This is a genomic window from Burkholderia pyrrocinia (assembly GCF_003330765.1).
GTDB lineage: Bacteria > Pseudomonadota > Gammaproteobacteria > Burkholderiales > Burkholderiaceae > Burkholderia > Burkholderia pyrrocinia_B.
This window is the reverse complement of sequence record NZ_CP024902.1, coordinates 689,848-715,500: the sequence shown is the minus strand read 5'-3', so window position 1 is coordinate 715,500 and position 25,653 is coordinate 689,848. Positions and strand designations below refer to the sequence as shown.

At 66.2% G+C, this 25,653-nt stretch carries 27 protein-coding genes and 1 other RNA gene; 14 read left to right on the top strand and 14 right to left on the bottom strand.

Translation table 11 applies throughout. The features are described 5' to 3' along the window. Positions 1-80: 80 nt before the first annotated feature. Complete coding sequence (locus CUJ89_RS03430; protein ID WP_114176131.1) at positions 81-695, bottom strand: glutathione S-transferase family protein; 615 nt, start codon at positions 693-695, stop codon at positions 81-83. 182 nt (positions 696-877) lie between these two features. Between CUJ89_RS03430 and CUJ89_RS03420 the strand changes: the two genes are divergently transcribed. The 10 genes from CUJ89_RS03420 (at position 878) to CUJ89_RS03375 (ending at position 11,405) form a co-directional block, all read left to right on the top strand. Next, entirely contained in the window at positions 878-2,263 is a 1,386-nt protein-coding gene (locus CUJ89_RS03420) for an aminopeptidase P N-terminal domain-containing protein (RefSeq protein WP_114176130.1), read from the top strand. Between the two features lie 51 nt (positions 2,264-2,314). Next, positions 2,315-3,502 carry a UbiH/UbiF/VisC/COQ6 family ubiquinone biosynthesis hydroxylase gene (locus tag CUJ89_RS03415; RefSeq protein ID WP_114176129.1) on the top strand — a complete coding sequence of 396 codons (1,188 nt, stop codon included), beginning with the start codon at positions 2,315-2,317 and terminating at the stop codon, positions 3,500-3,502. 137 nt (positions 3,503-3,639) lie between these two features. Further along, positions 3,640-4,707 (top strand): tRNA dihydrouridine synthase DusB, encoded by a 1,068-nt coding sequence (gene dusB, locus CUJ89_RS03410; RefSeq protein ID WP_011350967.1) that lies wholly within the window; start codon positions 3,640-3,642, stop codon positions 4,705-4,707. Next, positions 4,704-4,937: a Fis family transcriptional regulator gene (locus tag CUJ89_RS03405; protein ID WP_006476892.1), complete on the top strand. Its 234-nt coding sequence runs from the start codon at positions 4,704-4,706 to the stop codon at positions 4,935-4,937. Before dusB ends, CUJ89_RS03405 begins: the two co-directional genes overlap by 4 nt. A gap of 44 nt (positions 4,938-4,981) precedes the next feature. Beyond that, complete coding sequence (gene purH / locus CUJ89_RS03400) at positions 4,982-6,547, top strand: bifunctional phosphoribosylaminoimidazolecarboxamide formyltransferase/IMP cyclohydrolase (protein WP_114176128.1); 1,566 nt, start codon at positions 4,982-4,984, stop codon at positions 6,545-6,547. Between the two features lie 142 nt (positions 6,548-6,689). After that, positions 6,690-7,232, top strand: coding sequence for a crossover junction endodeoxyribonuclease RuvC (gene ruvC / locus CUJ89_RS03395; RefSeq protein ID WP_034182746.1), 543 nt, complete (start codon positions 6,690-6,692; stop codon positions 7,230-7,232). A 157-nt stretch (positions 7,233-7,389) separates the two neighbouring features. Continuing rightward, the gene (gene ruvA, locus CUJ89_RS03390) at positions 7,390-7,971 is read left to right on the top strand and encodes a Holliday junction branch migration protein RuvA (RefSeq protein WP_114176127.1); all 582 of its coding nucleotides are present in this window, start codon (positions 7,390-7,392) and stop codon (positions 7,969-7,971) included. A gap of 108 nt (positions 7,972-8,079) precedes the next feature. Then, complete coding sequence (ruvB, locus tag CUJ89_RS03385) at positions 8,080-9,150, top strand: Holliday junction branch migration DNA helicase RuvB (RefSeq protein WP_114176126.1); 1,071 nt, start codon at positions 8,080-8,082, stop codon at positions 9,148-9,150. A 24-nt stretch (positions 9,151-9,174) separates the two neighbouring features. Beyond that, on the top strand, positions 9,175-10,125 hold the full coding sequence (locus tag CUJ89_RS03380) for an oxygenase MpaB family protein (protein ID WP_114176125.1): 951 nt from the start codon (positions 9,175-9,177) through the stop codon (positions 10,123-10,125). A 143-nt stretch (positions 10,126-10,268) separates the two neighbouring features. Further along, a complete protein-coding gene (locus tag CUJ89_RS03375) occupies positions 10,269-11,405 on the top strand; it encodes a ParB/Srx family N-terminal domain-containing protein (protein WP_415859033.1) in 1,137 nt (378 codons plus the stop codon). Positions 11,406-11,434: 29 nt separating this feature from the next. Here CUJ89_RS03375 and CUJ89_RS03370 read toward each other — a convergent pair whose 3' ends face one another. From CUJ89_RS03370 to tyrS, 3 genes are read right to left on the bottom strand one after another with little or no spacing between them, the layout of a single operon-like run. Then, complete coding sequence (locus CUJ89_RS03370; RefSeq protein ID WP_114176124.1) at positions 11,435-12,100, bottom strand: histidine phosphatase family protein; 666 nt, start codon at positions 12,098-12,100, stop codon at positions 11,435-11,437. Positions 12,101-12,123: 23 nt separating this feature from the next. After that, a complete protein-coding gene (gene dtd, locus CUJ89_RS03365) occupies positions 12,124-12,582 on the bottom strand; it encodes a D-aminoacyl-tRNA deacylase (RefSeq protein WP_114176123.1) in 459 nt (152 codons plus the stop codon). Continuing rightward, a complete protein-coding gene (gene tyrS / locus CUJ89_RS03360; RefSeq protein WP_114176122.1) occupies positions 12,579-13,820 on the bottom strand; it encodes a tyrosine--tRNA ligase in 1,242 nt (413 codons plus the stop codon). The genes dtd and tyrS overlap by 4 nt, the downstream gene beginning before the upstream one ends. 142 nt (positions 13,821-13,962) lie before the next feature. On the opposite strand from tyrS, the gene CUJ89_RS03355 reads away from it, so the two are divergent. Beyond that, entirely contained in the window at positions 13,963-15,111 is a 1,149-nt protein-coding gene (locus CUJ89_RS03355; protein WP_114176121.1) for an anhydro-N-acetylmuramic acid kinase, read from the top strand. Between the two features lie 101 nt (positions 15,112-15,212). On the opposite strand, the gene erpA is transcribed toward CUJ89_RS03355, so the two are convergent. The 3 genes from erpA to rplM form a co-directional block, all read right to left on the bottom strand. Continuing rightward, positions 15,213-15,584 (bottom strand): iron-sulfur cluster insertion protein ErpA, encoded by a 372-nt coding sequence (gene erpA, locus CUJ89_RS03350; RefSeq protein WP_072436314.1) that lies wholly within the window; start codon positions 15,582-15,584, stop codon positions 15,213-15,215. Between the two features lie 207 nt (positions 15,585-15,791). Continuing rightward, on the bottom strand, positions 15,792-16,184 hold the full coding sequence (gene rpsI, locus CUJ89_RS03345; protein ID WP_114176120.1) for a 30S ribosomal protein S9: 393 nt from the start codon (positions 16,182-16,184) through the stop codon (positions 15,792-15,794). Positions 16,185-16,194: 10 nt separating this feature from the next. Then, positions 16,195-16,623 (bottom strand): 50S ribosomal protein L13, encoded by a 429-nt coding sequence (rplM, locus tag CUJ89_RS03340; RefSeq protein WP_009687896.1) that lies wholly within the window; start codon positions 16,621-16,623, stop codon positions 16,195-16,197. Positions 16,624-16,934: 311 nt separating this feature from the next. On the opposite strand from rplM, the gene CUJ89_RS03335 reads away from it, so the two are divergent. Beyond that, positions 16,935-17,240 (top strand): DUF1090 family protein, encoded by a 306-nt coding sequence (locus CUJ89_RS03335; protein ID WP_114176119.1) that lies wholly within the window; start codon positions 16,935-16,937, stop codon positions 17,238-17,240. Between the two features lie 410 nt (positions 17,241-17,650). Beyond that, the gene (locus tag CUJ89_RS03330) at positions 17,651-18,115 is read left to right on the top strand and encodes an OsmC family protein (protein ID WP_012492957.1); all 465 of its coding nucleotides are present in this window, start codon (positions 17,651-17,653) and stop codon (positions 18,113-18,115) included. A 74-nt stretch (positions 18,116-18,189) separates the two neighbouring features. Here CUJ89_RS03330 and rnpB read toward each other — a convergent pair. Together rnpB and pyrC are read right to left on the bottom strand one after the other, a co-directional pair. Next, positions 18,190-18,601: RNase P RNA component class A (gene rnpB / locus CUJ89_RS03325), an RNA gene on the bottom strand. Between the two features lie 57 nt (positions 18,602-18,658). Then, positions 18,659-19,723, bottom strand: a complete 1,065-nt coding sequence (pyrC, locus tag CUJ89_RS03320; RefSeq protein WP_114176118.1) for a dihydroorotase — start codon at positions 19,721-19,723, stop codon at positions 18,659-18,661. Between the two features lie 203 nt (positions 19,724-19,926). On the opposite strand from pyrC, the gene CUJ89_RS03315 reads away from it, so the two are divergent. Next, a complete protein-coding gene (locus tag CUJ89_RS03315; RefSeq protein ID WP_114176117.1) occupies positions 19,927-20,838 on the top strand; it encodes a class II glutamine amidotransferase in 912 nt (303 codons plus the stop codon). Positions 20,839-20,974: 136 nt separating this feature from the next. Here the strand turns inward: CUJ89_RS03315 and CUJ89_RS03310 are convergent, their stop codons facing one another. From CUJ89_RS03310 to CUJ89_RS03290, 5 genes are all read right to left on the bottom strand, one after another. Continuing rightward, entirely contained in the window at positions 20,975-21,700 is a 726-nt protein-coding gene (locus tag CUJ89_RS03310) for an amino acid ABC transporter ATP-binding protein (RefSeq protein WP_114176116.1), read from the bottom strand. After that, positions 21,697-22,374: a glutamate/aspartate ABC transporter permease GltK gene (gene gltK, locus CUJ89_RS03305; protein WP_114176115.1), complete on the bottom strand. Its 678-nt coding sequence runs from the start codon at positions 22,372-22,374 to the stop codon at positions 21,697-21,699. The genes CUJ89_RS03310 and gltK overlap by 4 nt, the downstream gene beginning before the upstream one ends. Beyond that, on the bottom strand, positions 22,374-23,114 hold the full coding sequence (locus CUJ89_RS03300; RefSeq protein WP_114176114.1) for an amino acid ABC transporter permease: 741 nt from the start codon (positions 23,112-23,114) through the stop codon (positions 22,374-22,376). Before CUJ89_RS03300 ends, gltK begins: the two co-directional genes overlap by 1 nt. An 84-nt stretch (positions 23,115-23,198) precedes the next feature. Then, complete coding sequence (locus CUJ89_RS03295; protein WP_201752264.1) at positions 23,199-24,092, bottom strand: glutamate/aspartate ABC transporter substrate-binding protein; 894 nt, start codon at positions 24,090-24,092, stop codon at positions 23,199-23,201. A gap of 219 nt (positions 24,093-24,311) precedes the next feature. Continuing rightward, positions 24,312-25,598, bottom strand: a complete 1,287-nt coding sequence (locus tag CUJ89_RS03290) for a Glu/Leu/Phe/Val family dehydrogenase (RefSeq protein WP_114176112.1) — start codon at positions 25,596-25,598, stop codon at positions 24,312-24,314. Positions 25,599-25,653 lie beyond the last annotated feature (55 nt).

The following is a 25,653-nucleotide window of genomic DNA, read 5'->3' as shown; positions in this document are numbered from 1 at the left end:
TCGCCGGGCGGCCCCGCAAAAGAAAAGCGCCTCTCCGGGCGCTTTTCTTTCGTCTGCGGATTGACGCGGGCGGTTGCGACTCAGCCCTGCGGCAGCGTATCGGCGAACGGTTGCCGCTGCGCCAGCTTCACGAAATGCTTGTCGAGGTTCGGATGGTGCTCGCGCCAGTTGAGTTCGGGCATCCGGAAGTCGAGATAGCCGAGCGTGCAGCCGAGTGCGATGTCGGCGAGCGTGTAATGATTACCGACACACCACGTCTTGCTACCGAGGCCCTGCGACATCGCGACGAGGCCATCGTCGATCTTGCGCTGCTGGCGTGCGATCCAGCTCGCGCTGCGCTGCGCTTCGTCGCGCAGCGTGTGTTCGAGACGGATCGCGACCGACGCGTCGAGCACGCCGTCGCACAACGCTTCCCAGCAGCGCACCTCGACGCGCTCGCGGCCCGAAGGCGGGATCAGCTTGCCGACCGGCGACAGCGTATCGACGTATTCGCAGATCACGCGGGAATCGAACACCGCGGCGCCATCTTCCATCACGAGACACGGCACCTTGCCGAGCGGATTTGACGCATGAATGTTCGTATCCGGGCTCCACACGTTCTCGAGCTCCAGCTTATAGTCGATCTTCTTTTCAGCAAGCACGATCCGCGCCTTGCGGACGTACGGGCTGCCGAGCGAACCGATTAATTTCATCATCTGCCTTTTTAAGGGAACCACCGAGAGTATACGTTGTCGCCGATCATAACCGGCAGGCGCGGCCGGGTAGAAAATCGGCCGTCCGGCCTGTGGATGGTTTGCAACAACCGCCGTGCGGCCCTTCCGGCGCGGCTTGCCGCCGCCCTCTCACGCGCGGCGGCCGGCGGCGCTACAATTGCCCGATGAATGCGCCCCTCGATACCGCCATCGCCGTCGACGTCTACCGCCAGCGCCGTGAACGCGTGCTTGCCGCACTGCGCGCCGCGGGCGGCGGCGTCGCCATCGTCACCACCGCGCCGGAACTGCTGCGCAACCGCGATACGGCCTACCCGTACCGGCACGACAGCTACTTCCATTACCTGACGGGCTTCACCGAGCCGGATGCCGTGCTCGTGCTGAATGCGGCCGCACCGCACGGCGCGCCGGAGTCGATCCTGTTCTGTCGCGGCAAGAATGCCGACCGCGAGATCTGGGAAGGCTTCCACTACGGGCCCGAAGCCGCGCGCGACGCGTTCGGTTTCGACGCGGCGTTCGCGGTCGACGTGATCGACACCGAGATGCCGCGCCTGCTCGCCGACGCGGGCACCGTGCACTACCGGTTCGGCGCATCGGCCGACTTCGACCGCCAGCTCGCGGGCTGGATCGACGCGGTGCGCGCGTTGGCGCGCACGGGCGTCGCCGCGCCGGACGCGCTGCTCGACCTCACGCCGCTGCTCGACGACATGCGGCTCGTGAAGGACGAGCACGAACTCGCGATCATGATGCGCGCCGCGCACATCTCCGCGCTCGCGCACCGCCGCGCGATGCAGGTGTGCCGCCCCGGCATCCGCGAATACGAACTCGAGGCCGAGCTGCTGTATGTGTTCCGCAAGCACGGCGCGCAGGCGCCCGCGTACGGCTCGATCGTCGCGGCCGGCGCGAACGCGTGCGTGCTGCACTACCCGGCCGGCAACGCAGTCGCGCAGGACGGCGACCTGATCCTGATCGACGCCGCGTGCGAACTCGACGGCTACGCGTCGGACATCACGCGCACGTTCCCGGCCAGCGGGCGTTTTTCGCCCGCGCAGCGCACGCTGTACGACATCGTGCTCGCCGCGCAGCAGGCCGCGATCGACGCGACGCGCGCGGGCGTGCCGTTCGAGGCGCCGCACGATGCGGCCGTGCGCGTGCTCGCGCAGGGGCTGCTCGACACCGGCATCATCCCGAAAACGCGCTTCTCGAACGTCGACGACGTGATCGCCGAGCGCGCGTACACGCGCTTCTACATGCACCGCACGGGCCACTGGATCGGGATGGACGTGCACGATTGCGGCGACTACCGCGAGCGGCTCGCCGAGCGCGACGGCAACGGCACGCTGCCGTGGCGCACGCTGAAGCCCGGCATGACGCTGACGGTCGAGCCCGGCCTGTATGTGCGGGCAGCCGACGACGTGCCGCCCGAATACTGGAACATCGGCATCCGCATCGAGGACGACGCGATCGTGCGCGAGCAGGGCTGCGAACTGATCACGCGCGGCGTGCCCGTCGCGGCAATCGAGATCGAAGCGCTGATGCGCGCGGGTGCGTAACCGGCCCGCCATGCGCCGCCGTCAACCGTTACCTCCGTTTCACGAATCAAGATGACGACCGCTTCCTCCCCGGCCACGCCGGACTACGACCTCGCCATCGTCGGTGCGGGCCCCGTCGGGCTCGCGCTCGCCGGCTGGCTCGCGCGCCGCAGCGCCACGCAGCATGCATCGATCGCGTTGATCGACGCGCGCGAACCGGCCGCGAGCGCGAACGACCCGCGCGCGATCGCCGTCTCGCATGGCAGCCACGTACTGCTCGACACGCTCGCGTGGCCCGCCGACGCGACCCCGATCGAACATATCCACGTATCGCAGCGCGGCCATTTCGGCCGCACGCTGATCGACCGCGACGAGCACGACCTCGCCGCGCTCGGCTATGTCGTGCGCTACGGCTCGCTCGTGCAGGCGCTCGCGGGCGCCGTGCGCGGCACGCGCGTCGACTGGCTCACGTCGACCAGCGCGCGCACGCCGCAACAGGACGCCGACGGCGTCACGCTGACGCTCGACGGCCCGCCAGGCGAGCGCACGCTGCGCGCGCGCATCGTCATCAATGCCGAAGGCGGGCTGTTCCACGAACAGCAGGCCGACGCCGGCAAGCATCGCCGCGACTACGGGCAGACCGCGCTCGTCGGCACGGTCACGGTATCGGCGCCCCGCCCGAATGTCGCATGGGAACGCTTCACGCACGAAGGTCCGCTCGCGCTGCTGCCGCTCGGCGGGCCGCGCCAGGCCGACTACGCGCTCGTCTGGTGCTGCACGCCCGACGACGCGGCGCGGCGCGCGGCGCTGCCCGACGACGCGTTTCTGCGCGAGCTCGGCAGCGCGTTCGGCGAACGCATGGGCCACTTCGTCGCGATCGCGGGCCGCGCGTCGTTCCCGCTCGGCCTGAACGCCGCGCAGACGCTCGTCAGCGGCCGCGTCGCGATCGTCGGCAATGCCGCCCAAACACTGCACCCCGTCGCGGGCCAGGGGCTCAACCTCGGGCTGCGCGATGCGCATACGCTCGTCGATACACTGTCCGCGCAAGGCTTCGACGCGACCGCGCTCGCCACCTTCAACGCGCGCCGCGCGCTCGACCGGCGCTTCACGATCGGCGCGACCGACACGCTTGCGCGGCTGTTTACGATCGACTCGGGCCCACTCCCGCTGCTGCGCGGCGCCGCGCTCACCGCGCTCGAATTCGTGCCGCCCCTCAAGAAAGCGATCGCTCGCCAGATGATGTTCGGCCAGCGCAACTGACGCGCGGCGCACCGCGCGGTGCGCTCAGCCGGGCCACGCAAACCGGGTCAAATCGGCGAGGCACGGGAATACGGTAAAATGCTCGTTTCCGTCTGCCCTTTCCCTGCCCGCGCCGGTCGCGGGCGGGTGCCATTGCGATGCCCGTTATCGGCCCTCACGTATTGCGTAACAACCTGTTCGTCGCTCCGATGGCCGGCGTGACGGATCGTCCGTTCCGCCAGCTCTGCAAGCGGCTGGGGGCCGGTTACGCCGTGTCCGAGATGGTCGCGTCCAACGCGCAGCTGTGGAAAAGCGCGAAGACGATGCGGCGCGCGAACCACGAAGGCGAGGTGGAGCCGATCGCCGTGCAAATCGCCGGCGCCGATCCGGCGATGATGGCCGAAGCGGCCCGCTACAACGTCGACAACGGCGCGCAGATCATCGACATCAACATGGGCTGCCCGGCGAAGAAGGTCTGCAACGTCGCGGCCGGCTCCGCGCTGCTGCAGAACGAGCCGCTCGTGCAGCGGATCGTCGAGGCCGTCGTCGCGGCGGTCGGCACGGGGCCCGATGCGGTGCCCGTCACGCTGAAGATCCGCACGGGCTGGGACCGCGAGCACAAGAACGCGATCACGGTCGCGCGCCTGGCCGAAGCCGCCGGCATCTCGATGCTCACCGTGCACGGCCGCACGCGCGCCGACCTGTACCGCGGCGACGCCGAATACGACACCATCGCTGCCGTGAAGGCGGCCGTGCGGATTCCGGTCGTCGCGAACGGCGACATCACGTCGCCCGCGAAGGCGAAGGCCGTGCTCGATGCCACGGGCGCCGACGCGCTGATGATCGGTCGCGCCGCGCAAGGCCGGCCATGGCTGTTCCGCGAAATCGATCATTTCCTGCAAACCGGCGAGCTGCTGCCCCCGCCGCTGATCGACGAGATCCAGCACGTGATGAACGAACACCTGGAAGACCACTACGCTTTCTATGGTGAATTCACGGGAGTCCGTACTGCGCGCAAGCACATCGGCTGGTACACTCGCGGCCTTTCCGGTGCCAACGGGTTCCGGCACAGGATGAACACGCTCGATTCCTCCCGCGAGCAGCTCGCCGCCGTCAATGCATTCTTCGAGGCGCAAAAGGCGCTGTCGGACCATCTCGTCTACGTCGATGACGAAGAGGAAAACGGCCAGGGCGAGTCGGACGACCATAACCAGTTAGCAGCATGAGCAAGCACAACATCGAACAATGTGTCCGCGAGAGCCTGGACGTGTATTTCCGGGATCTAGACGGCTCCAATCCGCACGACGTCTATGAAATGGTGATGTCCTGCGTCGAAAAGCCGATGCTCGAGGTCGTGCTCGTACAGGCAGGCGGCAACCAGTCGCTCGCCGCGGAGTACCTCGGCATCAATCGCAATACGCTGCGCAAGAAGCTGCAGCAGCACGGCCTGCTGTAGCCGGCCGTCCCGTCCCCGTTTCCCTGGCTATTGGTGGTTCCATCATGATCAAGCAAGCGCTCATTTCCGTTTCCGACAAGACCGGCATCGTCGACTTCGCGAAGTCGCTGTCCGACCTCGGCGTCAAGCTGCTGTCGACGGGCGGCACCGCGAAACTGCTCGCCGACGCGGGCCTGCCCGTTACCGAAGTGGCCGACTACACGGGCTTTCCGGAAATGCTCGATGGGCGCGTGAAGACGCTCCACCCGAAGGTGCACGGCGGCATCCTCGCCCGCCGCGACCTGCCCGAGCACATGCAGGCGCTGGAACAGCACGGCATCCCGACGATCGACCTGCTCGTCGTGAACCTGTATCCGTTCGTCGCGACGATCGCGAAGGACGACTGCACGCTCGCCGACGCGATCGAGAACATCGACATCGGCGGCCCGACGATGCTGCGCTCGGCCGCGAAGAACCATCGCGACGTGACGGTCGTCGTCGATCCGGCCGACTACGCGGTCGTGCTCGACGAGATGAAGGCGAACGGCAATGCGGTCGGCTATGCGACCAACTTCCGCCTCGCGACGAAGGTGTTCGCGCACACCGCGCAATACGACGGCGCGATCACGAACTACCTGACGAGCCTGACCGACGAGCTGAAGCATGCGTCGCGCAATGCGTATCCGGCGACGCTGAACATGGCGTTCGACAAGGTGCAGGACCTGCGCTACGGCGAGAACCCGCACCAGAGCGCGGCGTTCTACCGCGACCTCGCGACGCCGGCCGGCGCGCTGGCGAACTACCGCCAGCTGCAGGGCAAGGAACTGTCGTACAACAACATCGCGGATTCGGACGCGGCGTGGGAATGCGTGAAGACGTTCGACGCGCCGGCCTGCGTGATCATCAAGCATGCGAACCCGTGCGGCGTCGCGATCGGCAACGACTCGGCCGACGCTTACGCGAAAGCGTTCCAGACCGACCCGACGTCGGCATTCGGCGGCATCATCGCGTTCAACCGCGAAGTCGACGAAGCGGCCGCTCAGGCCGTCGCGAAGCAGTTTGTCGAAGTGCTGATCGCGCCGTCGTTCTCCGACGCCGCGAAGCAGGTGTTCGCGGCTAAGCAGAACGTGCGCCTTCTCGAGATCGCGCTCGGCGACGGCCACAACGCATTCGACCTGAAGCGCGTGGGCGGTGGCCTGCTGGTGCAGTCGCTCGATTCGAAGAACGTGCAGCCGCACGAGCTGCGCGTCGTCACGAAGCGCCACCCGACGCCGAAGGAAATGGACGACCTGTTGTTCGCATGGCGCGTCGCGAAGTACGTGAAGTCGAACGCGATCGTGTTCTGCGGCAACGGCATGACGCTCGGCGTCGGCGCAGGCCAGATGAGCCGCGTCGATTCCGCGCGCATCGCGAGCATCAAGGCGCAGAACGCGGGCCTGACGCTGGCCGGCTCGGCCGTCGCGTCGGATGCGTTCTTCCCGTTCCGCGACGGCCTCGACGTCGTCGTTGCGGCCGGCGCGACCTGCGTGATCCAGCCGGGCGGCTCGATGCGCGACGACGAAGTGATCGCGGCAGCCGACGAGCACAACATCGCGATGATCCTGACGGGCGTGCGCCACTTCCGTCACTGATCGCGCGCGGCCGCGACACGAAAACCCGGCGGCATCGCACCCGCCGGGTTTTTTATTGCGCGGCGCCCTCGCGCGCGACCATATGGCCGGCTCGCCGCACCATTCGTTGTAGTATCGCTGCATCAGGCATTTCTCCTCTCTCATGCGAATTCTCGGCATCGACCCCGGCCTGCGCGTCACCGGCTTTGGCGTCATCGACGTCAGCGGCCACCGGCTCGCCTATGTCACGAGCGGCGTGATCCGCACGCCGACTGCCGACCTGGCCACCCGGCTCGGCACGATCTTCCAGGGCGTCTCGACGATCGTGCGCGAACATGCGCCCGACCAGGCCGCGATCGAAAAGGTGTTCGTCAACGTGAACCCGCAATCGACGCTGCTACTCGGCCAGGCGCGCGGCGCCGCGATCTGCGGCCTCGTCGCGGGTGGCCTGCCCGTCGCCGAATACACGGCGCTGCAGCTTAAGCAGGCCGTCGTCGGCTACGGCCGTGCGACCAAGACGCAGATGCAGGAAATGGTCACGCGATTGCTCAATCTCTCCGGACAACCGGGCTCCGACGCGGCCGACGCGCTCGGCATGGCGATCTGCCACGCCCACGGCGGCAATACGCTCAGCACGCTCGGCGGCCTCGCGCCGGCGCTCGCGAAGAAAGGGCTGCGCGTGCGGCGCGGGCGGCTGGTCGGCTGACACCGAGCGCACGCCATCGCCCGGCACCCCGGATCGACCGTTTTGACCGCGCGCGGCGCACACACGACACGTATCGCTTCGGCCTGACGGCCGATCCAATCGGCATTGCGCCGCGCGTGCGCTACACTCGCGCTTTCTTCCTCGCATTCCGCCATCCATGATCGGTCGCATCGCCGGCATCCTGCTCGAAAAGAACCCGCCTCACCTGCTCGTCGACTGCAACGGCGTCGGCTACGAAATCGACGTGCCGATGAGCACCTTCTACAACCTGCCGCAAACGGGCGAGCGCGTCGTGCTGCTCACGCAGCAGATCGTCCGCGAGGACGCGCACCTGCTGTACGGCTTCCTGACGCCGCAGGAGCGCATGACCTTCCGCGAGCTGCTGAAGATCACCGGCATCGGCGCGCGCATGGCGCTCGCCGTGCTGTCCGGCATGAGCGTGCAGGAGCTCGCGCAGGCCGTGACGATGCAGGACGCCGCGCGCCTCGTACGCCTGCCAGGCATCGGCAAGAAGACGGCCGAGCGCCTGTTGCTCGAACTGAAGGGCAAGCTCGGCGCCGATCTTGGTGCGCTCGCCGGCGCCGCATCGCCGTCCGACCACGCGACCGACATCCTCAACGCGCTGCTCGCGCTCGGCTACTCCGAAAAGGAAGGCCTCGCCGCGATCAAGAACGTGCCGGCCGGCACCGGCGTGTCCGAAGGCATCAAGCTCGCGCTGAAGGCGCTGTCGAAGGCATAGCGCGCGGCCTGAGCGTCCGTCGAGACCAGTGTCGCGCGGCCGCGCGGCGCTCGCCAGTCGGCCGTTCGGCCAGGTGGGCCGGACTGCGGCGCGCGGTACAATGGCCGCATGATTGAAACCGACAAACTCGCCACCGAGCAGCGGATCATCGCCGCCTCGCCTGCCTCGTCGCACGAGGAGGTGTTCGAACGTGCGCTGCGGCCGCGCCAGCTCGACGACTACGTCGGCCAGGAAAAGGTGCGCGGCCAGCTCGAGATCTTCATCGAAGCTGCCAAGCGCCGTTCCGAGCCGCTCGACCACGTGCTGCTGTTCGGGCCGCCGGGTCTCGGCAAGACGACGCTCGCGCACATCATTGCGCGCGAGATGGGCGTGAACCTGCGCCAGACGTCGGGCCCCGTGCTCGAGCGCGCGGGCGATCTCGCCGCGCTGCTGACGAACCTCGAGGCGAACGACGTGCTGTTCATCGACGAAATCCACCGGCTGTCGCCGGTCGTCGAGGAAATCCTGTATCCGGCACTCGAGGATTACCAGATCGACATCATGATCGGCGAAGGGCCGGCCGCGCGCAGCGTGAAGCTCGACCTGCAGCCGTTCACGCTCGTCGGCGCGACCACCCGTGCCGGGATGCTGACCAACCCGCTGCGCGACCGTTTCGGGATCGTCGCGCGCCTCGAGTTCTACGACGCCGATCAACTGTCGCGCATCGTGCGACGCTCGGCATCGCTGCTGAACGCGCAGATCGATCCGAACGGCGCACTGGAAATCGCGAAGCGCGCGCGCGGCACGCCACGAATCGCGAACCGCCTGCTGCGCCGCGTGCGTGACTTCGCGGAAGTGAAGGCCGACGGCCAGATCACCGCGGCCGTTGCCGATGCCGCGCTCGCGATGCTCGACGTCGATCCGGTCGGCTTCGACCTGATGGATCGCAAGCTGCTCGAAGCGATCCTGTACAAGTTTGACGGCGGCCCGGTCGGCATCGACAACCTCGCAGCGGCGATCGGCGAGGAACGCGACACGATCGAGGACGTGCTCGAACCGTACCTGATCCAGCAGGGCTTCCTGCAGCGCACACCACGCGGGCGTATCGCGACGCTGCTCACGTATCGCCACTTCGGGCTTTCCGCGCCCGACACCGGCCGCGCCGAACGCGGCGTGTCGGATGCCCCCGACGGGAAGTAACCCGCCGCCCGAGCCGCGCCAGCCATGACGACGCCGCATAGCCGCCACCCCGCCGCACCCGCACCGGGCCCGCGCTGGGCCGAGCCGATCCGCAAGCGGCTGGTGGCCGGCATCACGCACCTGACGGTGGGCGGCGGCCCGTCGCTCGATCTCTCTTCACCGCCTGGCGATCCGGGGCTGTTCGGCCCCGACGCCGTCTGCTGGCGCGTGCATGCCGACTTCACGTCGATGATGACAGGCGGCATCGCCGCACTGCTGCTGCAGGCACTCCATCCGCTCGCGCTCGCGGGCGTCTGGGATCACTCGTCGTTTCGCACCGACATCCTTGGCCGCTTGCGGCGCACCGCCACGTTCATCACAGGTACGACGTTCGGCAGTCGCGCGGACGCACTCGCGCTGATCGAGCGCGTGAAAGCGATCCACGCGCGCGTATCGGGTACCGCACCCGACGGCCGGCCGTACCGCGCCGACGATCCGGCATTGCTGACCTGGGTGCATGTCGCGGAAGTGTCGAGCTTCCTCGCCGCGCATCTGTGCTACGTGAATCCGGCGCTGCCGGGCGAGTTGCAGGACCGCTACTACGCCGAAACGGCATTGATCGCCGAACTGCTCGGCGCACACGAGGTTCCCCGCTCGCGCGCCGAGGTGGCCGCGTATCTCGCGCGCATGCAACCCGAACTCGAGGCCGGGCCGCACACCTTCGAAGTGATGTCCATCCTGCTGAATGTACCGGTCGCGACGCCCGCGCTGCGGCCAGCCGCCTCGCTGGTGATGCATGCCGGGATCGACCTGCTGCCGCCGTGGGCGCAACGCATGCTCGGCGTGTCGACGTTCGCGCCGTTGCGACGCGCGGTGGTCCGGCCCGGCGTACGGGCCGTCGCCCCCGTGCTGCGCTGGGCACTCGTCAACGGCGCGTCAAAGCGTGCACGCCGTCGCGCGACCGCGACACCGCCCGACGGCGCCCCACCCGCCTGACGATTAGCTTCATCCGATCATTTCAATTTGCTGTCAAATTCATGTGGCAAGCTGACAGGCTTGCACCCGCGCACGGTCGCACGTCCTGCACGTCCCGCACATCCGTTACCCGCGCGGTGTCCCGCCCACCCGACCGACACCCGATGCCCGCGATGCCACGCCTGCCGACCTGTTTTGCCCTCGCCGCCAGCCTGTCCGCCGTCTTCGCCCTCACCGCCTGCGGAGGCGACGATGTCGCCGCCGTCGCGCACACGGACGCGCAAACGCCGACGGGCGGCACCACGACAACGCCCGCCCCCACGCCGCCCGCCACCATCACGCCGCAACCGGGCAAGTGGCAGGCCGCCCGCGCGGGCGACCTGATCGACGTGACGCTCGGCGATCTCCATCCGACGCAGGGCGCGATTGGCTACGACCAGATCTACTACAAGCTCGGCCGCTACGAACTGCAGCCCGACAAGAAATTCGACGACTTCTGTGCGGACGAAGGGCTCGGTGGCGTCGCATCGAGCGGCTACACGGCCAGGTCGGCGCTGCGCGAGCCCGCGAGCTACACGTGCGCGATAACCGACGCGAACGCCCGCGACCGCTCGGTGCTGAACCCGGTCGTGATCGGCCCGAACGGCGATGCGCTGTACCTGACCGACGGCCACCACGGGCTGTCGACCTACTACGAGACGCCCGACGGCGGCCCGGCGCTGCATGTGCACGTCGTCGTCAAGGACAACCTGAGCGACTATTCGGGCGACGCGTTCTGGCAGCAGATGCAAAGCCGCGGCTATGTGCGCCTCAAGAATGGCGAAGGCAAACCGATCGCGGTCGCGCAACTGCCGACCGGACTCGGCCTGAAACTCGGGATGACGAATGACCGCTACCGGTCGCTCGTCTATTTCACGCGCGACATCGGCTACAGCAAGCCCGCGCAAGCCACCGACTACCTCGAGTTCTACTGGGCCGACTGGCTGCGCGCGCAGCCGGGCACGTTCCCGCTCGCCAGCTACGACCTGACGCGCCTCGGCGCGACCGATCCCGATCCGGCGAAGGCCGATACGGGCTACCTGAACGCGGTGTGGAACATGTCGACGCGAATGGTCGCGGCCACGGACCCCGTGATCGACGGCAAGACGGGCGCCGACCTCGGGCGCGCCGATGCGATCAACGGCGGGAAGAAATACAACAAGGGGGAATTCGACAAGCTGCGCCAGCCAATCACGGCCGACAAGCCCGGCAAGATCGCCTATGCGCTCGACTATAAGACGCGCCACGGGCTGCAGCAGTAAGCCTCACGCAGAGGACGGGGCCCGCGTGCTCAGAGCACCTTGCGGTACCCGTCATCATCGTCGCTCGCGGCGCTCAGGTGGGACACGTCGGCCCACTGCACGACCTGCGCGCGGCCATCCACGTAATCGACGACGTTGATGCTGGTGTTGAGCAGCTGATAGTTGCGCGGCGCCGACAGATCGAGGCCGTTCGCGAAGCGATACACGCAATCGAGCACGCCGCCGTGCGCGACGCACGCGATCCGGCCGCCCGGATGCGCGGCGACGATCGGCTCGAGCGCATGCAGCACGCGGTGATAGAACGCGCGCTGCGACTCACCGCCTTCCGGTGCGAAGCCCGGGTCGCGCGTCTGCCAGGCTGCGTACGCGTCCGGAAACAGCGCCTCGATCTCGGTGCTGTCGTGCCCCTGGAACGCGCCGTATGAGCGTTCGCGCAACCCTTCGCGCAGCAGCAGCGGCAACCCGAGCGCGTCGGCAAAGGGTTGCGCGGTCTGCTGCGCGCGCATCAGGTCGCTCGAATAGACCGCGTCGAGCCGCGCACCGTCACGCGCATCGCGCGCGAGCCGCGCGGCCAGCCGCTGCGCCTGCGCGAGGCCCGTGTCGGCCAGCGGGATGTCGATATGTCCCTGGATGCGCTTGATGCGGTTCCAGGCCGTCTCGCCATGGCGGATGAAAAGAATCTGCGTGGTGGCCATCGCGGGGCGTCTCCGGGAAAGAATCAGGGCCGCACTTGCAGCCAGAACGTCACGGGGCCGTCGTTGACGAGCGACACCTGCATGTCGGCGCCGAACTCGCCCGTCTCGACGACCGGATGGCGCGCACGCGCGGCCACGACGAAATAGTCGAACAACCGCGCGCCCTCGTCGGGCGGCGCGGCCGGCGTGAAGCTCGGGCGCAGCCCGCTGTTGGTATCGGCCGCCAGCGTGAACTGCGACACGAGCAGCAGGCCGCCCGCGCGCCCTTCCCCGTCGATATTCGACACGGGGAGGTTCATCTTGCCGGCTGCGTCGCTGAACACGCGGTAGCCGAGCATCTTCGCCAGCAGCTTGTCGGCAGCCGCCTCCGTATCGCCGCGCTCCGCGCAGACGAGCGCGAGCAGCCCCGCGCCGATCTCGCCCGTCGTGCGGCCGCCGACACGCACGTCGGCGCGCTTCACGCGCTGGATCAGCGCGATCATGCAGTCAGCGTGACACGCGCGAAGCGGCGCTTGCCGACCTGCACGACGAACTCGCCGGCCTCGACCTTCAGGCCCTTGTCCGACACGATCGCGCCGTCGATCTTCACGCCGCCCTGCTCGATGTTGCGCAGTGCCTCGCTCGTCGACGGCACGAGGCCGGCCTGCTTCAGCAACTGGCCGATCGCCAGCGGCGCGCCGGCGAGCGTGACCGACGGAATGTCGTCCGGCACGCCGCCCTTCGCGCGGTGGTTGAAGTCCTCGAGCGCACGCTCGGCATCAGGCTGCGAGTGGAACCGCGCGACGATTTCCTGCGCGAGCAGCACCTTGAAGTCGCGCGGGTTGCGGCCGCCTTCGGCCTCGCGCTTGAAGCCGGCGATCTCGTCGAGGCTGCGGAACGACAGCAGTTCGAAGTAACGCCACATCAGCGCGTCCGAGATGCTCATCAGCTTGCCGAACATGTCGGTCGGCTTCTCGCTGATGCCGACGTAGTTGCCCTTCGACTTCGACATCTTCTCGACGCCGTCGAGGCCTTCGAGCAGCGGCATCGTCAGGATGCACTGCTGTTCCTGCCCGTACTGCTTCTGCAGTTCGCGGCCGACCAGCAGGTTGAACTTCTGGTCGGTACCGCCAAGTTCGAGATCGGCGTTCAGCGCGACCGAATCGTAGCCCTGCATCAGCGGGTACAGGAATTCGTGGATCGAGATCGGCACGCCGCCCTGGAAGCGCTTCGTGAAGTCCTCGCGTTCGAGGATCCGCGCGACCGTGTAGCGCGACGCGAGCTTGATCATCCCGTCCGCGCCGAGCGGCATCGACCATTCGCTGTTGTAGCGGATCTCGGTCTTTTCGCGATCGAGCACGAGCGCGGCCTGCTCGAAGTAGGTCTTCGCGTTCGACTCGATCTGCTCGCGCGTGAGCGGCGGGCGCGTCGCGTTGCGGCCCGACGGATCGCCGATCAGCGACGTGAAATCGCCGATCAGGAAGATCACCGTGTGGCCAAGGTCCTGAAGCTGACGCATCTTGTTCAGCACGACCGTATGGCCGATGTGGATGTCAGGCGCGGTCGGGTCGAGGCCGAGCTTGATGCGAAGCGGCGTGCCCGTGGCCGCGCTGCGCGCGAGCTTCTGCGCGAACTCTTCCTCGATCAGCAGCTCGTCGACGCCGCGCTTCGTGACGGCGAGCGCATGCCGGACTTCGTCGGTGATCGGGAAAACGGGCTTGGAACTGGGTTCGGTGCTCATCGGTGCCAGGAAGAATGTCGCAAAGACAGGGATTTTCCCATAACTTGCGCGCGCATCGCTTAACGACACGTCACGTTGCGCGGATAATCGGGCGCAAGGCGCGTGGCACCGGCCCGCGCCGCACGATCCAGGAGAACCCAACGTGCCGCAACGACATCCGCAAAACGCCCATCCGGCCGACGGCATCTACTTCGGGCTGATGTCGGGAACCAGCATGGACGGCGTCGACGGTGTCGCCGTGCGTTTCGAGGCCGGCAAGGCGCCGGCCGTGCTCGCGGAAGCGTTCGTCGGCTTCGCGCAATCGCTGCGCGACGCGCTGTTCGCACTGCAGCAGCCCGGCGACGACGAGATCGACCGCGAATCGCTCGCGGCGAATGCGCTCGTCGCGCGCTATGCGGTGTGCTGCCACGAATTGCAGCGCACGGCCGGGCTGTCGCGCGACGAGATCCGCGCGATCGGCGTGCACGGCCAGACGGTGCGCCATCGCCCCGAGCGCGGCTATACGCGGCAACTCAACAACCCGGCACTGCTCGCCGAGCTGACCCATGCCGACGTGATCGCCGATTTCCGCAGCCGCGATGTCGCCGCGGGCGGCCACGGCGCGCCGCTCGCGCCGGCGTTCCATGCAACGGTGTTCGGTGCGCCGGGCGAAACGCGCGTCGTCTGCAATCTCGGCGGGATCAGCAACATCACGATCCTGCCCGGCGAAGACGGCGACGTGCGCGGCTTCGACTGCGGCCCCGCGAATGCGCTGATCGACGCGTGGGCGACCCGCCATCTCGGCAAGCCGTACGACGACGGCGGCAAGTTCGCCGCGCGCGGCACCGTGCACGCACCGCTGCTCGACGCGCTGCTCGACGAGCCGTATTTCTCCGCGCCGCCGCCGAAAAGCACCGGCCGCGACCTGTTCAACCCCGCGTGGCTCGACGCGAAGCTCGCCGCGTTCGCGCAGGTCGCGCCGGAGGACGTGCAGGCGACCCTCACGGCGCTCACCGCCGTCTCGGTCGCGCGCGAGATCGCGCAGCACGCGCCGGGCTGCAAGGCCGTCTTCGTATGTGGTGGCGGCGCACGCAATCCGGTGCTGCTCGACGCACTCAGGCACGCGCTGCGCGAGGCCGGCGTGCCGGCCACGGTCGATACAACGGCTGCGCTCGGCGTGCCGCCGCAGCAGGTCGAGGCGCTTGCGTTCGCGTGGCTCGCGTACCGCTTCACCGCGCGCCAGCCCGGCAATCTCGCGACGGTCACCGGGGCGGCCGGCAACCGCGTGCTCGGCGCACTCTATCCGCGCTGAAGGGCTGCGCGGCGCGGCCGGTGCCACGCACAGACGTAAAAAAAACGGGGCATGAAGCCCCGTTTTTTATTCCGGCGAACCGGCGCTGATCTGCCGTGCGCTCAGACCGAGAACGACGAGCCACACCCGCAGGTGGTGGTCGCGTTCGGGTTCTTGATCACGAACTGGGCGCCGTTGAGGTCGTCCTTGTAGTCGATCTCGGCGCCGACCAGGTACTGGTAGCTCATCGAGTCGATCAGGAGCTGGACGCCGTTCTTGTTCATCACGGTGTCGTCCTCGTTGACTTCCTCGTCGAACGTGAAGCCATACTGGAAGCCGGAGCAGCCGCCGCCCTGCACGAACACACGCAGCTTCAGGTCGGGGTTGCCCTCTTCGTCGATCAGTTGCTTGACCTTGTCGGCCGCGGCGTCGGTGAAGACGAACGGTAACGGCATTTCGGTCGTGGTTGCTGCGGATTCGGTAACAGCGTTCATTGCGAACTCTCCAGGAAGCTTTAGCCGCTATTGTAGGGCCGATCAGAAGATCGTGCTGAAGTCCATGAAATCAACAGGTTCTTGTCGATATCGTCAATCGCGCCCGGCGCGGGCCGCCGCCGCGCGGGCAAAAAAAAACCGCCAGTGCGAAAGCTGGCGGTTTTTCCGGCAAACGCCGCCCGAAAGCGGCGCGGCCATGAAGCGGAATTAACGCTTCGAGAACTGCTTGGCGCGGCGTGCCTTGCGCAGACCGACCTTCTTACGCTCGACTTCACGTGCATCGCGCGTGACGAAGCCTGCGGTCGACAGCGACGGCTTCAGCGTCGCATCGTAGTCGATCAGTGCACGGGTGATGCCGTGGCGCACTGCGCCTGCCTGACCCGTTTCACCGCCGCCCGTCACGTTCACCTTGATGTCGAACGTCTGGCCGTGGTTCGTGAGTTCCAGCGGTTGACGCACGATCATCAGCGACGTTTCACGCGAGAAGTAGTCAGCGATGGGCTTGCCGTTGACAACGATGTCGCCCTTGCCTGCCTTGATGAAGACACGTGCGACTGCGCTCTTGCGGCGGCCCGTACCGTAGTTCCAGTTACCGATCATGTGGGTCCCCTTAGATCTCGAGCGCCTTCGGCTGTTGAGCCGAATGCGGATGCGTCGCTTCTGCGTAGACCTTCAGCTTCTTGATCATCGCGTAGCCGAGCGGGCCCTTCGGCAGCATGCCCTTGACCGCTTTCTCGAGCGCGCGGCCCGGGAAGCGTTCTTGCATCTTGCCGAACGTCGTTTCATAGATACCGCCCGGGTAGCCCGAGTGACGGTAGTACTTCTTGTCCAGAGTCTTGTTGCCCGTGACCTTCAACTTGCTCGCGTTGATGATGATGATGAAATCACCAGTGTCGACGTGCGGGGTGAACTCAGGCTTGTGCTTGCCGCGCAGACGGCGTGCCACTTCGCTGGCAACACGGCCGAGAACCTTATCCGTCGCGTCAATCACGTACCATTCGCGCGTCACCTCATGGGCTTTTGCGGAAAACGTCTTCATGATCGATCCAAAAAAAATGCTTTGCCCGATGTGTTCTTCCTGCTTGTCTGTGTGCGCTTCGAGGCGCGGTGCAGGCTCTCCCTGTTCTTTTTCCGTGGGCATAAAAGCGGAAAAGCCCTGAATTATAAAGGAAATGCCACACGGCGGTCAAAGAGATTCCACGCCCCGTGTCCGGCGCGCCCGAAATGGGCCAAAATCCGGTCGTGCCCCGACAAGCCAGGCGAACCGAGCGCCCGGGGAGGCACCCATCGACGCGCGGCACATGACCTTGCCGCGCCAGACCGGCCGAACACGGAAAACAACAAACAAGCATGATGAAACAACGACTTACGCCCTTCTTCGCGGCCGCGCTGCTGGCCGCCGCGGCGCCTGCCGTCGCCGCCCGCGCCGGCTGCGAAGCCAAGCTCGACACGCTCGATGCACGCATTGCCGAAGCCCGGACCGCCCATGCCGAGGATCGCGTCGCCCGTCTGCGCGCGGTGCGCGAACGCGTACGCCACTTCTGCGCACGCGGCCACGGCCATGCGTCGGCCGCCCACGCGCCGGCGCCCGGCGCACGCTCGCGCGGCACGCCGCCCGACGCGACATCGCAGCCGGCCGCACAACAGCCCGCGTGACGATGCCGGGGCGCGCAAGCCGCACGCCGATGTTTGCATGGGACGAAAAAAAGCCCGAACGGCTGGTTCGGGCTTAATCCACCTCAGGAGGAGGGTGGAGGAGACATGCGGAGGTTGCCGCAGCGCGACAACCAATGAGACGCATTATACGAACGTGTCGCCGACACCACAAGAAAATTTGCATTGCGAAATCAAACACCATAATGCGAAATTTTGAGTGAGCGGCCGAGAAAATTGATTTTCCACATGAAATCAATTGCTTGCAATCATCCAGCGTGATCGGAAATCGACCTCACCTAGAGTAAAACCCCTAAAATCAGAAGGGAAATTGCCGTTCGGCACGCCGCTCACGCAGCGCCGGCGTTGCACGTCGTGCAGTGCATCAGCCGGCCGTTGCGCAGCGGGCTACAATGCCGGATCGAATCCGAATCAGGCAACGCTGGAGTGCAAGCATGGAATGCAAAGTAAGCTGGATGGGCCAGGACGGCATGGCGTTTTCCGCCGAGACCGGCAGCGGGCATCTCGTCACGATGGATGGCGCACCCGAAGGCGGCGGCCATAACCTCGCGCCGCGCCCGATGGAAATGGTGCTGCTCGGCACCGGCGGCTGCACGGCCTACGACGTCGTGCTGATCCTGAAGAAGAGCCGCCAGGAAGTCACCGGCTGCTCGGTTACGCTGAAGGCCGAGCGCGCGAGCGAAGATCCGAAGGTGTTCACGAAGGTGCACTTCCACTTCACCGTTACCGGCCGCAACCTGAACCCGGCCACGGTCGAACGCGCGATCAACCTGTCGCACGACAAGTATTGCTCCGCGTCGATCATGATCGCGAAGACGGCCGAACTCACGCATTCGTTCGACATCGTCGCGGCCTGAGCCCGCGGCGGGCGCACATGAAAGAAAAAAGGGCCGGCGCTCCGCAAGGAGACGCCGGCCCTTTCGCATTCGAACGGCAAAGCAGGCCGATAAGCCGGATTCTGTGCACGCTGCGCGCCGAAGCGCACAGCGCGTGGCAGCCATTCCTCTAGGCGCGCCATTGCTGACGCGCTCAAGCTTCCTACCCGCAGACGAGACGGGGGCCCCGTCCTGCATCCGAAAATGCGCGCCTGCCTACTTGGAATTGCTCCGGGTGGAGGTTACCGTGCCGGCGTACGTTGCCGCAGCCGCGGTGCGCTCTTACCGCACCGTTTCACCCTTACCTGATCCCGGCTTGCGCCGGGCCATCGGCGGTTTGCTTTCTGTTGCCCTGTTCCGCGTGTCGCCACGGATGGCCGTTAGCCATCACCCTGCCCTGTGGAGTCCGGACTTTCCTCGCCCCCGCGCGCCCGAAGGCGGCGAGGCCGCGACTGCCTGGCCTGCTTTGCGACGCGCATTCTAACACTGCGCGCCGCCGTCGGCAGCGCGCGAGCGGCGCGCCGGTCACGCGAGTTTCCAGCCGATCGTCTCGCCGCCGCGCAGCGGCACGACCGGCGTATCGCCCGCGAAGATCTCGCGCGGCAGTTCCCACGGCTCGCGGCGCAGCGTGACCGTCTCGGCGCTGCGCGGCAGCCCGTAGAAATCGGCGCCGAAGAAGCTCGCGAAACCTTCCAGCTTGTCAAGCGCGCTGGCGTGGTCGAACGCTTCCGCATACAGTTCGAGCGCGTGCAGCGCCGTGTAGCAGCCTGCGCAGCCGCATGCGGTTTCCTTCGCGTCGCGCGCATGCGGCGCGCTGTCGGTGCCGAGGAAGAAGCGCGGGTTGCCCGACGTCGCGGCCTCGACCAGCGCGACGCGATGCGTCTCGCGCTTCAGCACCGGCAGGCAGTAGTAATGCGGGCGAATCCCGCCGACGAAGAGCGCGTTGCGGTTGTACAGCAGGTGATGAGCGGTGATCGTCGCGCCGAGCAGGCCGGGCGCCGCGTCGGCGTCGCGCACGTAGTCGGCCGCGTCCTTCGTCGTGATGTGCTCGAACACGACCTTCAGGCCCGGGAAATCGCGTCGCAGCGGCGTCATCACACGGTCGATGAAGACCTTCTCGCGGTCGAACAGGTCGATCGACGCGTCGGTTACCTCGCCGTGCACCAGCAGCGGCATGCCCGTTTCCTGCATCGCCTCGAGCGTCTTCGCGCATTTCGCGAGATCAGTGACGCCGTGGTCGGAATTCGTCGTCGCGCCGGCCGGATACAGCTTCACGCCGTGCACGAAGCCGCTTTCGCGCGCGCGGCGGATCTCGTCGGGCGGCGTGTTGTCGATCAGGTACAGCGTCATCAGCGGTTCGAACGTCATCGCGGCCGGCAGCGCAGCGAGGATGCGCTCGCGATAGGCCTGCGCGTGCGCGGTGGTCGTCACCGGCGGCTTCAGGTTCGGCATGACGATCGCGCGGCCGAACTGGCGCGCGGTGTGCGGCAGCACGGCGGCCAGCATGTCGCCGTCTCGCAGGTGCAGGTGCCAGTCGTCGGGACGGGCGAGCGAGAGCGTCGCCGGAGAGGAAGCGTTCGAGGCAGTCATAGGAGGCGTCGTGAGGAACGGGCTGGCCATCGGCGGGGCCGGAACACACGTGCGCGGGCCGACTGACGGCAAACCGCAACACGAGGCCTTCGGCCGGCGGAATCCGCTTTTTACCGCTCAGGGCTCGGTGATATGCTAGAAGCCGCATTGTACCGGGGTTCGCCCGGTTCGTTACCCCGCCTCAGCCTGCCGCCCCAAGTAAAATGTGCCAACTCTTAGGAATGAACTGCGCCGCGCCGACGGACGTCACATTCTCCTTCACCGGTTTCGCGGCCCGGGGCGGGCTCACCGACCACCATGCCGACGGCTGGGGCATCGCGTTCTTCGAAGACAAGGCCTGCCGCCTGTTCATCGATCACCAGGCATCGGCCACCTCGCCGATCGCCGAAATGGTGAAGCGCTACCCGATCAAGTCCAAGAACACGATCGCGCACATCCGCAAGGCGACGCAAGGGCACATCCTGCTCGAGAACAGCCATCCGTTCATGCGCGAGCTGTGGGGCCGGCACTGGATCTTCGCGCATAACGGCGACCTGCAGGACTACGCACCGGACATGGACGGCAGCGTCTACCATCCGGTCGGCACGACCGACAGCGAACAGGCGTTCTGCGTGCTGATGCAGGGGCTGCGCGAGGCATTCCCCGGTGCGCAGCCGCCGCTGCCCGAACTGTTCGAGCGCGTCGGCGAGCTGACGCGCGGCATCACCGATCACGGCGTGTTCAACTTCCTGATGTCGAACGGCCAGGCGCTCTTCGCGCACTGCTCGACGCGGCTGCACTACCTGGTGCGGCGCTGGCCGTTCTCGACCGCGCATCTCGTCGACGAAGACCTGTCGATCGACTTCGCGAAATACACGACGCCCGAGGATCGCGTCGCGGTGATCGCGACGCAGCCGCTCACCGACAACGAGGTCTGGACCGCGTTCGAGCCGGGCGAGCTGATCATGTTCCAGTGCGGCGACGTCGCCGCGCGGATGCAGATCCCGGTGCCCGAGCGCGTGCTCGAGAAGCTTCGAAATCCCGCACTCGACGCGTCGGCGTCGGCGCCGCGCGATGCACGCGAGGCGCTCGCAACGGCCGCCGACGGCGATTCCGACGACGCGATCGACTTCTGAGCCCGGCGCGCCGGCGCCCTCCTCTTCTCTTCCCCCGCCACCGTACGACAAGGCGGGCGAAAAAAGGCGGACGAAAAAACCGCCCGGCGTTCGGCCGGGCGGTTTTCGCATTGACGCGCACGAAGTGCGCGAACGCTCAGTGCAGGATCTTCGCGAGGAAGTCCTTCGCGCGCTCCGACTTCGGATTCTCGAAGAAATCTTCCTTGCGGTCGTCCTCGACGATCGCACCCTGATCCATGAAGATCACGCGATGGGCGACCTTCTTCGCGAAGCCCATTTCGTGCGTGACGACCATCATCGTCATCCCTTCCTTCGCGAGCTGGACCATCACGTCGAGCACCTCGTTGATCATCTCGGGGTCGAGCGCGGAGGTCGGTTCGTCGAACAGCATCGCGATCGGGTCCATCGACAGCGCGCGCGCGATCGCGACACGCTGCTGCTGGCCGCCCGACAACTGGCCCGGAAACTTGTGCGCATGCGCCTTCAGGCCGACGCGATCGAGCAACTTCATGCCCTTCTCGTTCGCCTCGTCCTTGCCGCGGCCGAGCACCTTGATCTGCGCGAGCGTCAGGTTCTCGGTGATCGACAGGTGCGGGAACAGCTCGAAATGCTGGAACACCATCCCGACCTTCGAGCGCAGCTTCGACAGGTTCGTCTTCTTGTCGCCGACCGACTGGCCGTTCACGAGGATCTCGCCCTGCTGGAACGGCTCGAGGCCGTTCACGGTCTTGATCAGCGTCGACTTGCCGGAGCCCGACGGGCCGCACACGACGACTACCTCGCCTTTCTTGACCTCGGTCGTGCAGTCGGTAAGGACCTTGAACTGGCCGTACCACTTCGAAACGTTCTTGATGGAAATCATCGTGTGACCTTTTTCTGGAGACCCTTGACGAGAGCAGACGCCAACGAGCAAATCACGAAATAACATGCGCCGGCGAACAGGACCATCTCGACGGTCGTGCCGTCGCGATCGCCGATGTTGGCGGCCGTGCGGAAGAAGTCCGCGAGACTGATCACGTACACGAGCGACGTATCCTGGAACAGGACGATCGCCTGCGTGAGCAGCAGCGGCACCATCGCGCGGAACGCCTGCGGCAGGATCACGAGGCGCATCGCCTGCGCGTAGTTCATGCCGAGCGCAAACGCGGCGTTCACCTGCCCGCGCGGCACCGACTGGATGCCGGCGCGGATGATCTCCGAATAATACGCGGCTTCGAACAGCGAGAACGCGACCATCGCCGATGCGAGGCGGATGTCGATCGTCGGCGACAACCCGAGCACGCCCTGCAGCAACTGCGGCACGATCAGGAAGAACCACAGCAGCACCATCACGAGCGGGATCGAGCGGAACACCGTCACATAGGCCTGTGCGAACCACGCGAGCGGCTTGACGCCCGACATCCGCATCAGGGCCAGCAGCGTGCCCCAGACGATCCCGATGACGATCGCGATCAGCGTGATCTGCAACGTGACGATCGCACCCGTCCACAGCGTCGGCAGCGCGCCGGGAATACTACTCCAGTCGAACTGATGCATCACTTGCCTCCGATATAGCCGGGCAGCCGCGTACGGCCTTCGATCCAGCGCATGAACGCCATCACGACCAGGTTGATCAGCACGTACGCGAGCGTGACCGCGATGAACGACTCGTAGGTCTGCGCGGTGTAGTCGACGAGCTGGCGCGCCTGCGCGGACAGGTCGAGCAGGCCGATCGTCGACGCGACGGCGGAGTTCTTGAAGATATTCAGGAATTCCGACGTGAGCGGCGGCACGATGATCCGGTACGCAACGGGCAGCAGCACATAGCGGTACGTCTGCCATTGCGTGAAGCCCATCGCGAGGCCGGCGGCACGCTGGCCCTTCGGCAGCGCGTTGATCCCCGAGCGCACCTGTTCGCACACGCGCGCGCCGGTGAACAGGCCGAGACAGATGATCGACGCGGTAAAGAACTGCGTGGTGGGCGGCAACTGCTTGATCCAGGTGCCGATCGACGCCGGCAGCAGCTCGGGTATCACGAGATACCAGACGAAGAACTGCACGATCAGCGGAATGTTCCGGAAGATCGACACATACACTGTGCCGAGCGCGGAGAGCCATTTGTTAGGCACCGTCCGCAGCACGCCGAACAGCGAACCGACGATCAGCGCGATGACCCAGGCGGCGAGCGACACTTCGATCGTCACCCAGAAGCCGGACATCAGCCATCCGAAGTAAGTCGTCGGCTCGCCGGTCGACACGGGGCTCAGGAAGATGCCCCAGTTCCAGTGGTAAGACATGGGCAAGACTCCAGCAAAAAGAGACGGAAGAAGCGTGGCCTCTTCCGTCTCATTAGCGTCATTTCTGCATCAACGGCCGTGTGGTCAGTCGAGCGCCTTGTCGTTCGGGTTCGCGTACAGCTTCTTCATCGACTCGGACAGCGGGAAGTTCAGGTTCAGCCCCTTCGGCGGAATCGGGTTCTCGAACCACTTCGCGTAGATCTTCGCGGCTTCGCCCGACTTCTCGACTTGCGAGATCGCGTCGTCGACCACCTTCTTGAAGTCCGTGTCGCCCTTGCGCATCATGCAGCCGTACGCTTCTTCCGATTGCGGCGTGCCGACGATCACCCACTCGCCCGGCTGCTTCGCCTTCGCGCGCTCGCCCGCGAGCAGCGCGTCGTCCATCATGAACGCAACGGCGCGGCCCGATTCCAGCGTGTTGAACGAATCGCCGTGATCCTTCGCGCTGATGATGTTCATGCCCATCTGCTTCTCGTTGTTCATCTTGCGCAGCAGGCGCTCGGACGTCGTGCCGGCGGTCGTCACGACCGTCTTGCCCTTGAGGTCGGCGAAATCCTTGACGCCCGAATCCTTCTTCGTCATCAGGCGCGTGCCGATCACGAAGATCGTGTCGGAGAATGCGGCCTGTTGCTGACGCTCGGCGTTGTTGGTCGTCGAGCCGCACTCGATGTCGACCGTGCCGTTCTGCACCAGCGGAATGCGGTTCTGCGACGTAACCGGAATGTTCTTGACCTGCAGGTTCGGCAGGCTCAGCTTCTTCTTCACCGCGTCGACCACCTTCATCTGGAATTCGCGCGAATAGCCGACCACCTGCTGTTTTTCGTCATAGTAGGAGAACGGGATCGACGATTCGCGGTGCCCCAGCGCAATCACGCCCGTGTCCTTGATCTTCTTCAGCGTGCCCGTCTCCTGGGCATGCGCGCCGCTTGCGAATGCGCAGAGCGCCGCGACCATGAGGACTGCCTTGTGGTATTTCATTTTGGTCATCTCCTTGGCTTAAACCCGCGCCAGTGTATCAAAGTAATATTTTTGAAAGTACTGGTTGTTTACCGAACTACGAATCGCCCTGCGCGAAGCCTTCCTCCCGGCTTCGGGCACCCCGAATGCGCGCGCGGGCGGTGCCGGATCCGGCACCGCCCGCGAGGGTTCACATCCGCAATCGGGTGGATTGCGTCATGACTTGATCGAACTCAACGATCAGGGGTAGAGGCCGCGCATTTCGCGCGCCATCAGGATGCGTTTGCACGCGACGATGAAGGCCGCCGTGCGCACCGATACCTTGTGCTCTTCCGACACCGCCCACACGCCGGCGAACGCTTCGCGCATCACGCGCTCGAGACGATGGTTGATCTCGTCTTCCGTCCAGAAGAAGCTCGAGAAATCCTGCACCCACTCGAAGTACGACACGGTCACGCCACCCGCATTCGCGATCACGTCGGGGATCACGAGCACGCCGTTCGCGCTCAGGATGTCGTCGGCCGCCGTCGTCGTCGGGCCGTTCGCGCCTTCGACGATGATCTTCGTGCGAATCTTGCCGGCGTTCTTCTCGGTGATCTGGTTTTCCAGCGCCGCCGGGATCAGGATGTCGGTCTCGACCGTCCAGAACTCGTCGTTCGGCATCGGCTCGGCGCCTTCGAAGCCTGCAACGCCGCCCGTGCGGGCCACGTGGTCGAGCAGCCGGTTCGAATCGAGGCCGGCCGGCTGGTAGATCGTGCCCGTGTGATCCTGAACCGCGATCACCTTCGAGCCCGCTTCCTGGAACAGCTTCGCCGCGATCCCGCCGACGTTGCCGAAGCCCTGCACCGCGATGCGCGCGCCTTCGATCTCGAGGCCCTTCTTCTTCGCCGCTTCGCAGCCGACGACGAACACGCCGCGGCCGGTCGCTTCCTTGCGGCCGAGCGAACCGCCGAGCGCGATCGGCTTGCCGGTCACGACGCCGGTGGACGTCTGGCCCTGGTTCATCGAGTAGGTGTCCATCATCCACGCCATCACCTGTTCGTTGGTGTTGACGTCCGGCGCCGGAATGTCGGTGTTCGGGCCGATGATGATGCCGATTTCGCTGGTGTAGCGGCGCGTCACGCGCTCGAGCTCACCACGCGACAGCTTGCGCGGATCGACGCGGATACCGCCCTTCGCGCCGCCGTACGGCACGTTCACGGCCGCGTTCTTCACCGACATCCATGCGGACAGCGCCATCACTTCCGACAGCGTCACGTCCTGGTGGTAGCGCACGCCGCCCTTGCCCGGGCCGCGCGACACGTTGTGCTGCACGCGATAGCCCTCGAAGTGCGCGACGGTACCGTTGTCGAGCTCGATGGGCACATCGACGATCAGGATGCGCTTCGGGCGCTTCAGCGTTTCGAGCCAGCGCGACAGCGAGCCGAGGTACGGCGCGACGCGATCGACTTGCTGAAGATAGTTGCCCCACGGGCCGAGATCGTCGGCGTGCAGGTAGGACGGGATGGACTGCAATTGCGAAGACATGGATGCTCCAACGGTCAACAGGTGCGCACATTGTCGAAAAACCCGTTTTTTTTAT

Coding starts and splice junctions, on each gene's coding strand:
- ruvA (WP_114176127.1), top strand. CDS start 7,390: ATGATCGGTCGCATCGCCGGCATCCTGCTCGAAAAGAACCCGCCTCAC.
- CUJ89_RS03290 (WP_114176112.1), bottom strand. CDS start 25,598: ATGTCTTCGCAATTGCAGTCCATCCCGTCCTACCTGCACGCCGACGAT.
- CUJ89_RS03380 (WP_114176125.1), top strand. CDS start 9,175: ATGACGACGCCGCATAGCCGCCACCCCGCCGCACCCGCACCGGGCCCG.
- CUJ89_RS03375 (WP_415859033.1), top strand. CDS start 10,269: ATGCCCGCGATGCCACGCCTGCCGACCTGTTTTGCCCTCGCCGCCAGC.
- CUJ89_RS03405 (WP_006476892.1), top strand. CDS start 4,704: ATGAGCAAGCACAACATCGAACAATGTGTCCGCGAGAGCCTGGACGTG.
- CUJ89_RS03315 (WP_114176117.1), top strand. CDS start 19,927: ATGTGCCAACTCTTAGGAATGAACTGCGCCGCGCCGACGGACGTCACA.
- ruvC (WP_034182746.1), top strand. CDS start 6,690: ATGCGAATTCTCGGCATCGACCCCGGCCTGCGCGTCACCGGCTTTGGC.
- CUJ89_RS03370 (WP_114176124.1), bottom strand. CDS start 12,100: ATGGCCACCACGCAGATTCTTTTCATCCGCCATGGCGAGACGGCCTGG.
- rpsI (WP_114176120.1), bottom strand. CDS start 16,184: ATGATCGGTAACTGGAACTACGGTACGGGCCGCCGCAAGAGCGCAGTC.
- rplM (WP_009687896.1), bottom strand. CDS start 16,623: ATGAAGACGTTTTCCGCAAAAGCCCATGAGGTGACGCGCGAATGGTAC.
- CUJ89_RS03335 (WP_114176119.1), top strand. CDS start 16,935: ATGATGAAACAACGACTTACGCCCTTCTTCGCGGCCGCGCTGCTGGCC.
- CUJ89_RS03420 (WP_114176130.1), top strand. CDS start 878: ATGAATGCGCCCCTCGATACCGCCATCGCCGTCGACGTCTACCGCCAG.
- purH (WP_114176128.1), top strand. CDS start 4,982: ATGATCAAGCAAGCGCTCATTTCCGTTTCCGACAAGACCGGCATCGTC.
- pyrC (WP_114176118.1), bottom strand. CDS start 19,723: ATGACTGCCTCGAACGCTTCCTCTCCGGCGACGCTCTCGCTCGCCCGT.
- ruvB (WP_114176126.1), top strand. CDS start 8,080: ATGATTGAAACCGACAAACTCGCCACCGAGCAGCGGATCATCGCCGCC.
- dusB (WP_011350967.1), top strand. CDS start 3,640: ATGCCCGTTATCGGCCCTCACGTATTGCGTAACAACCTGTTCGTCGCT.
- CUJ89_RS03295 (WP_201752264.1), bottom strand. CDS start 24,092: ATGAAATACCACAAGGCAGTCCTCATGGTCGCGGCGCTCTGCGCATTC.
- CUJ89_RS03430 (WP_114176131.1), bottom strand. CDS start 695: ATGATGAAATTAATCGGTTCGCTCGGCAGCCCGTACGTCCGCAAGGCG.
- gltK (WP_114176115.1), bottom strand. CDS start 22,374: ATGCATCAGTTCGACTGGAGTAGTATTCCCGGCGCGCTGCCGACGCTG.
- dtd (WP_114176123.1), bottom strand. CDS start 12,582: ATGATCGCGCTGATCCAGCGCGTGAAGCGCGCCGACGTGCGTGTCGGC.
- tyrS (WP_114176122.1), bottom strand. CDS start 13,820: ATGAGCACCGAACCCAGTTCCAAGCCCGTTTTCCCGATCACCGACGAA.
- erpA (WP_072436314.1), bottom strand. CDS start 15,584: ATGAACGCTGTTACCGAATCCGCAGCAACCACGACCGAAATGCCGTTA.
- CUJ89_RS03415 (WP_114176129.1), top strand. CDS start 2,315: ATGACGACCGCTTCCTCCCCGGCCACGCCGGACTACGACCTCGCCATC.
- CUJ89_RS03300 (WP_114176114.1), bottom strand. CDS start 23,114: ATGTCTTACCACTGGAACTGGGGCATCTTCCTGAGCCCCGTGTCGACC.
- CUJ89_RS03330 (WP_012492957.1), top strand. CDS start 17,651: ATGCCGGATCGAATCCGAATCAGGCAACGCTGGAGTGCAAGCATGGAA.
- CUJ89_RS03310 (WP_114176116.1), bottom strand. CDS start 21,700: ATGATTTCCATCAAGAACGTTTCGAAGTGGTACGGCCAGTTCAAGGTC.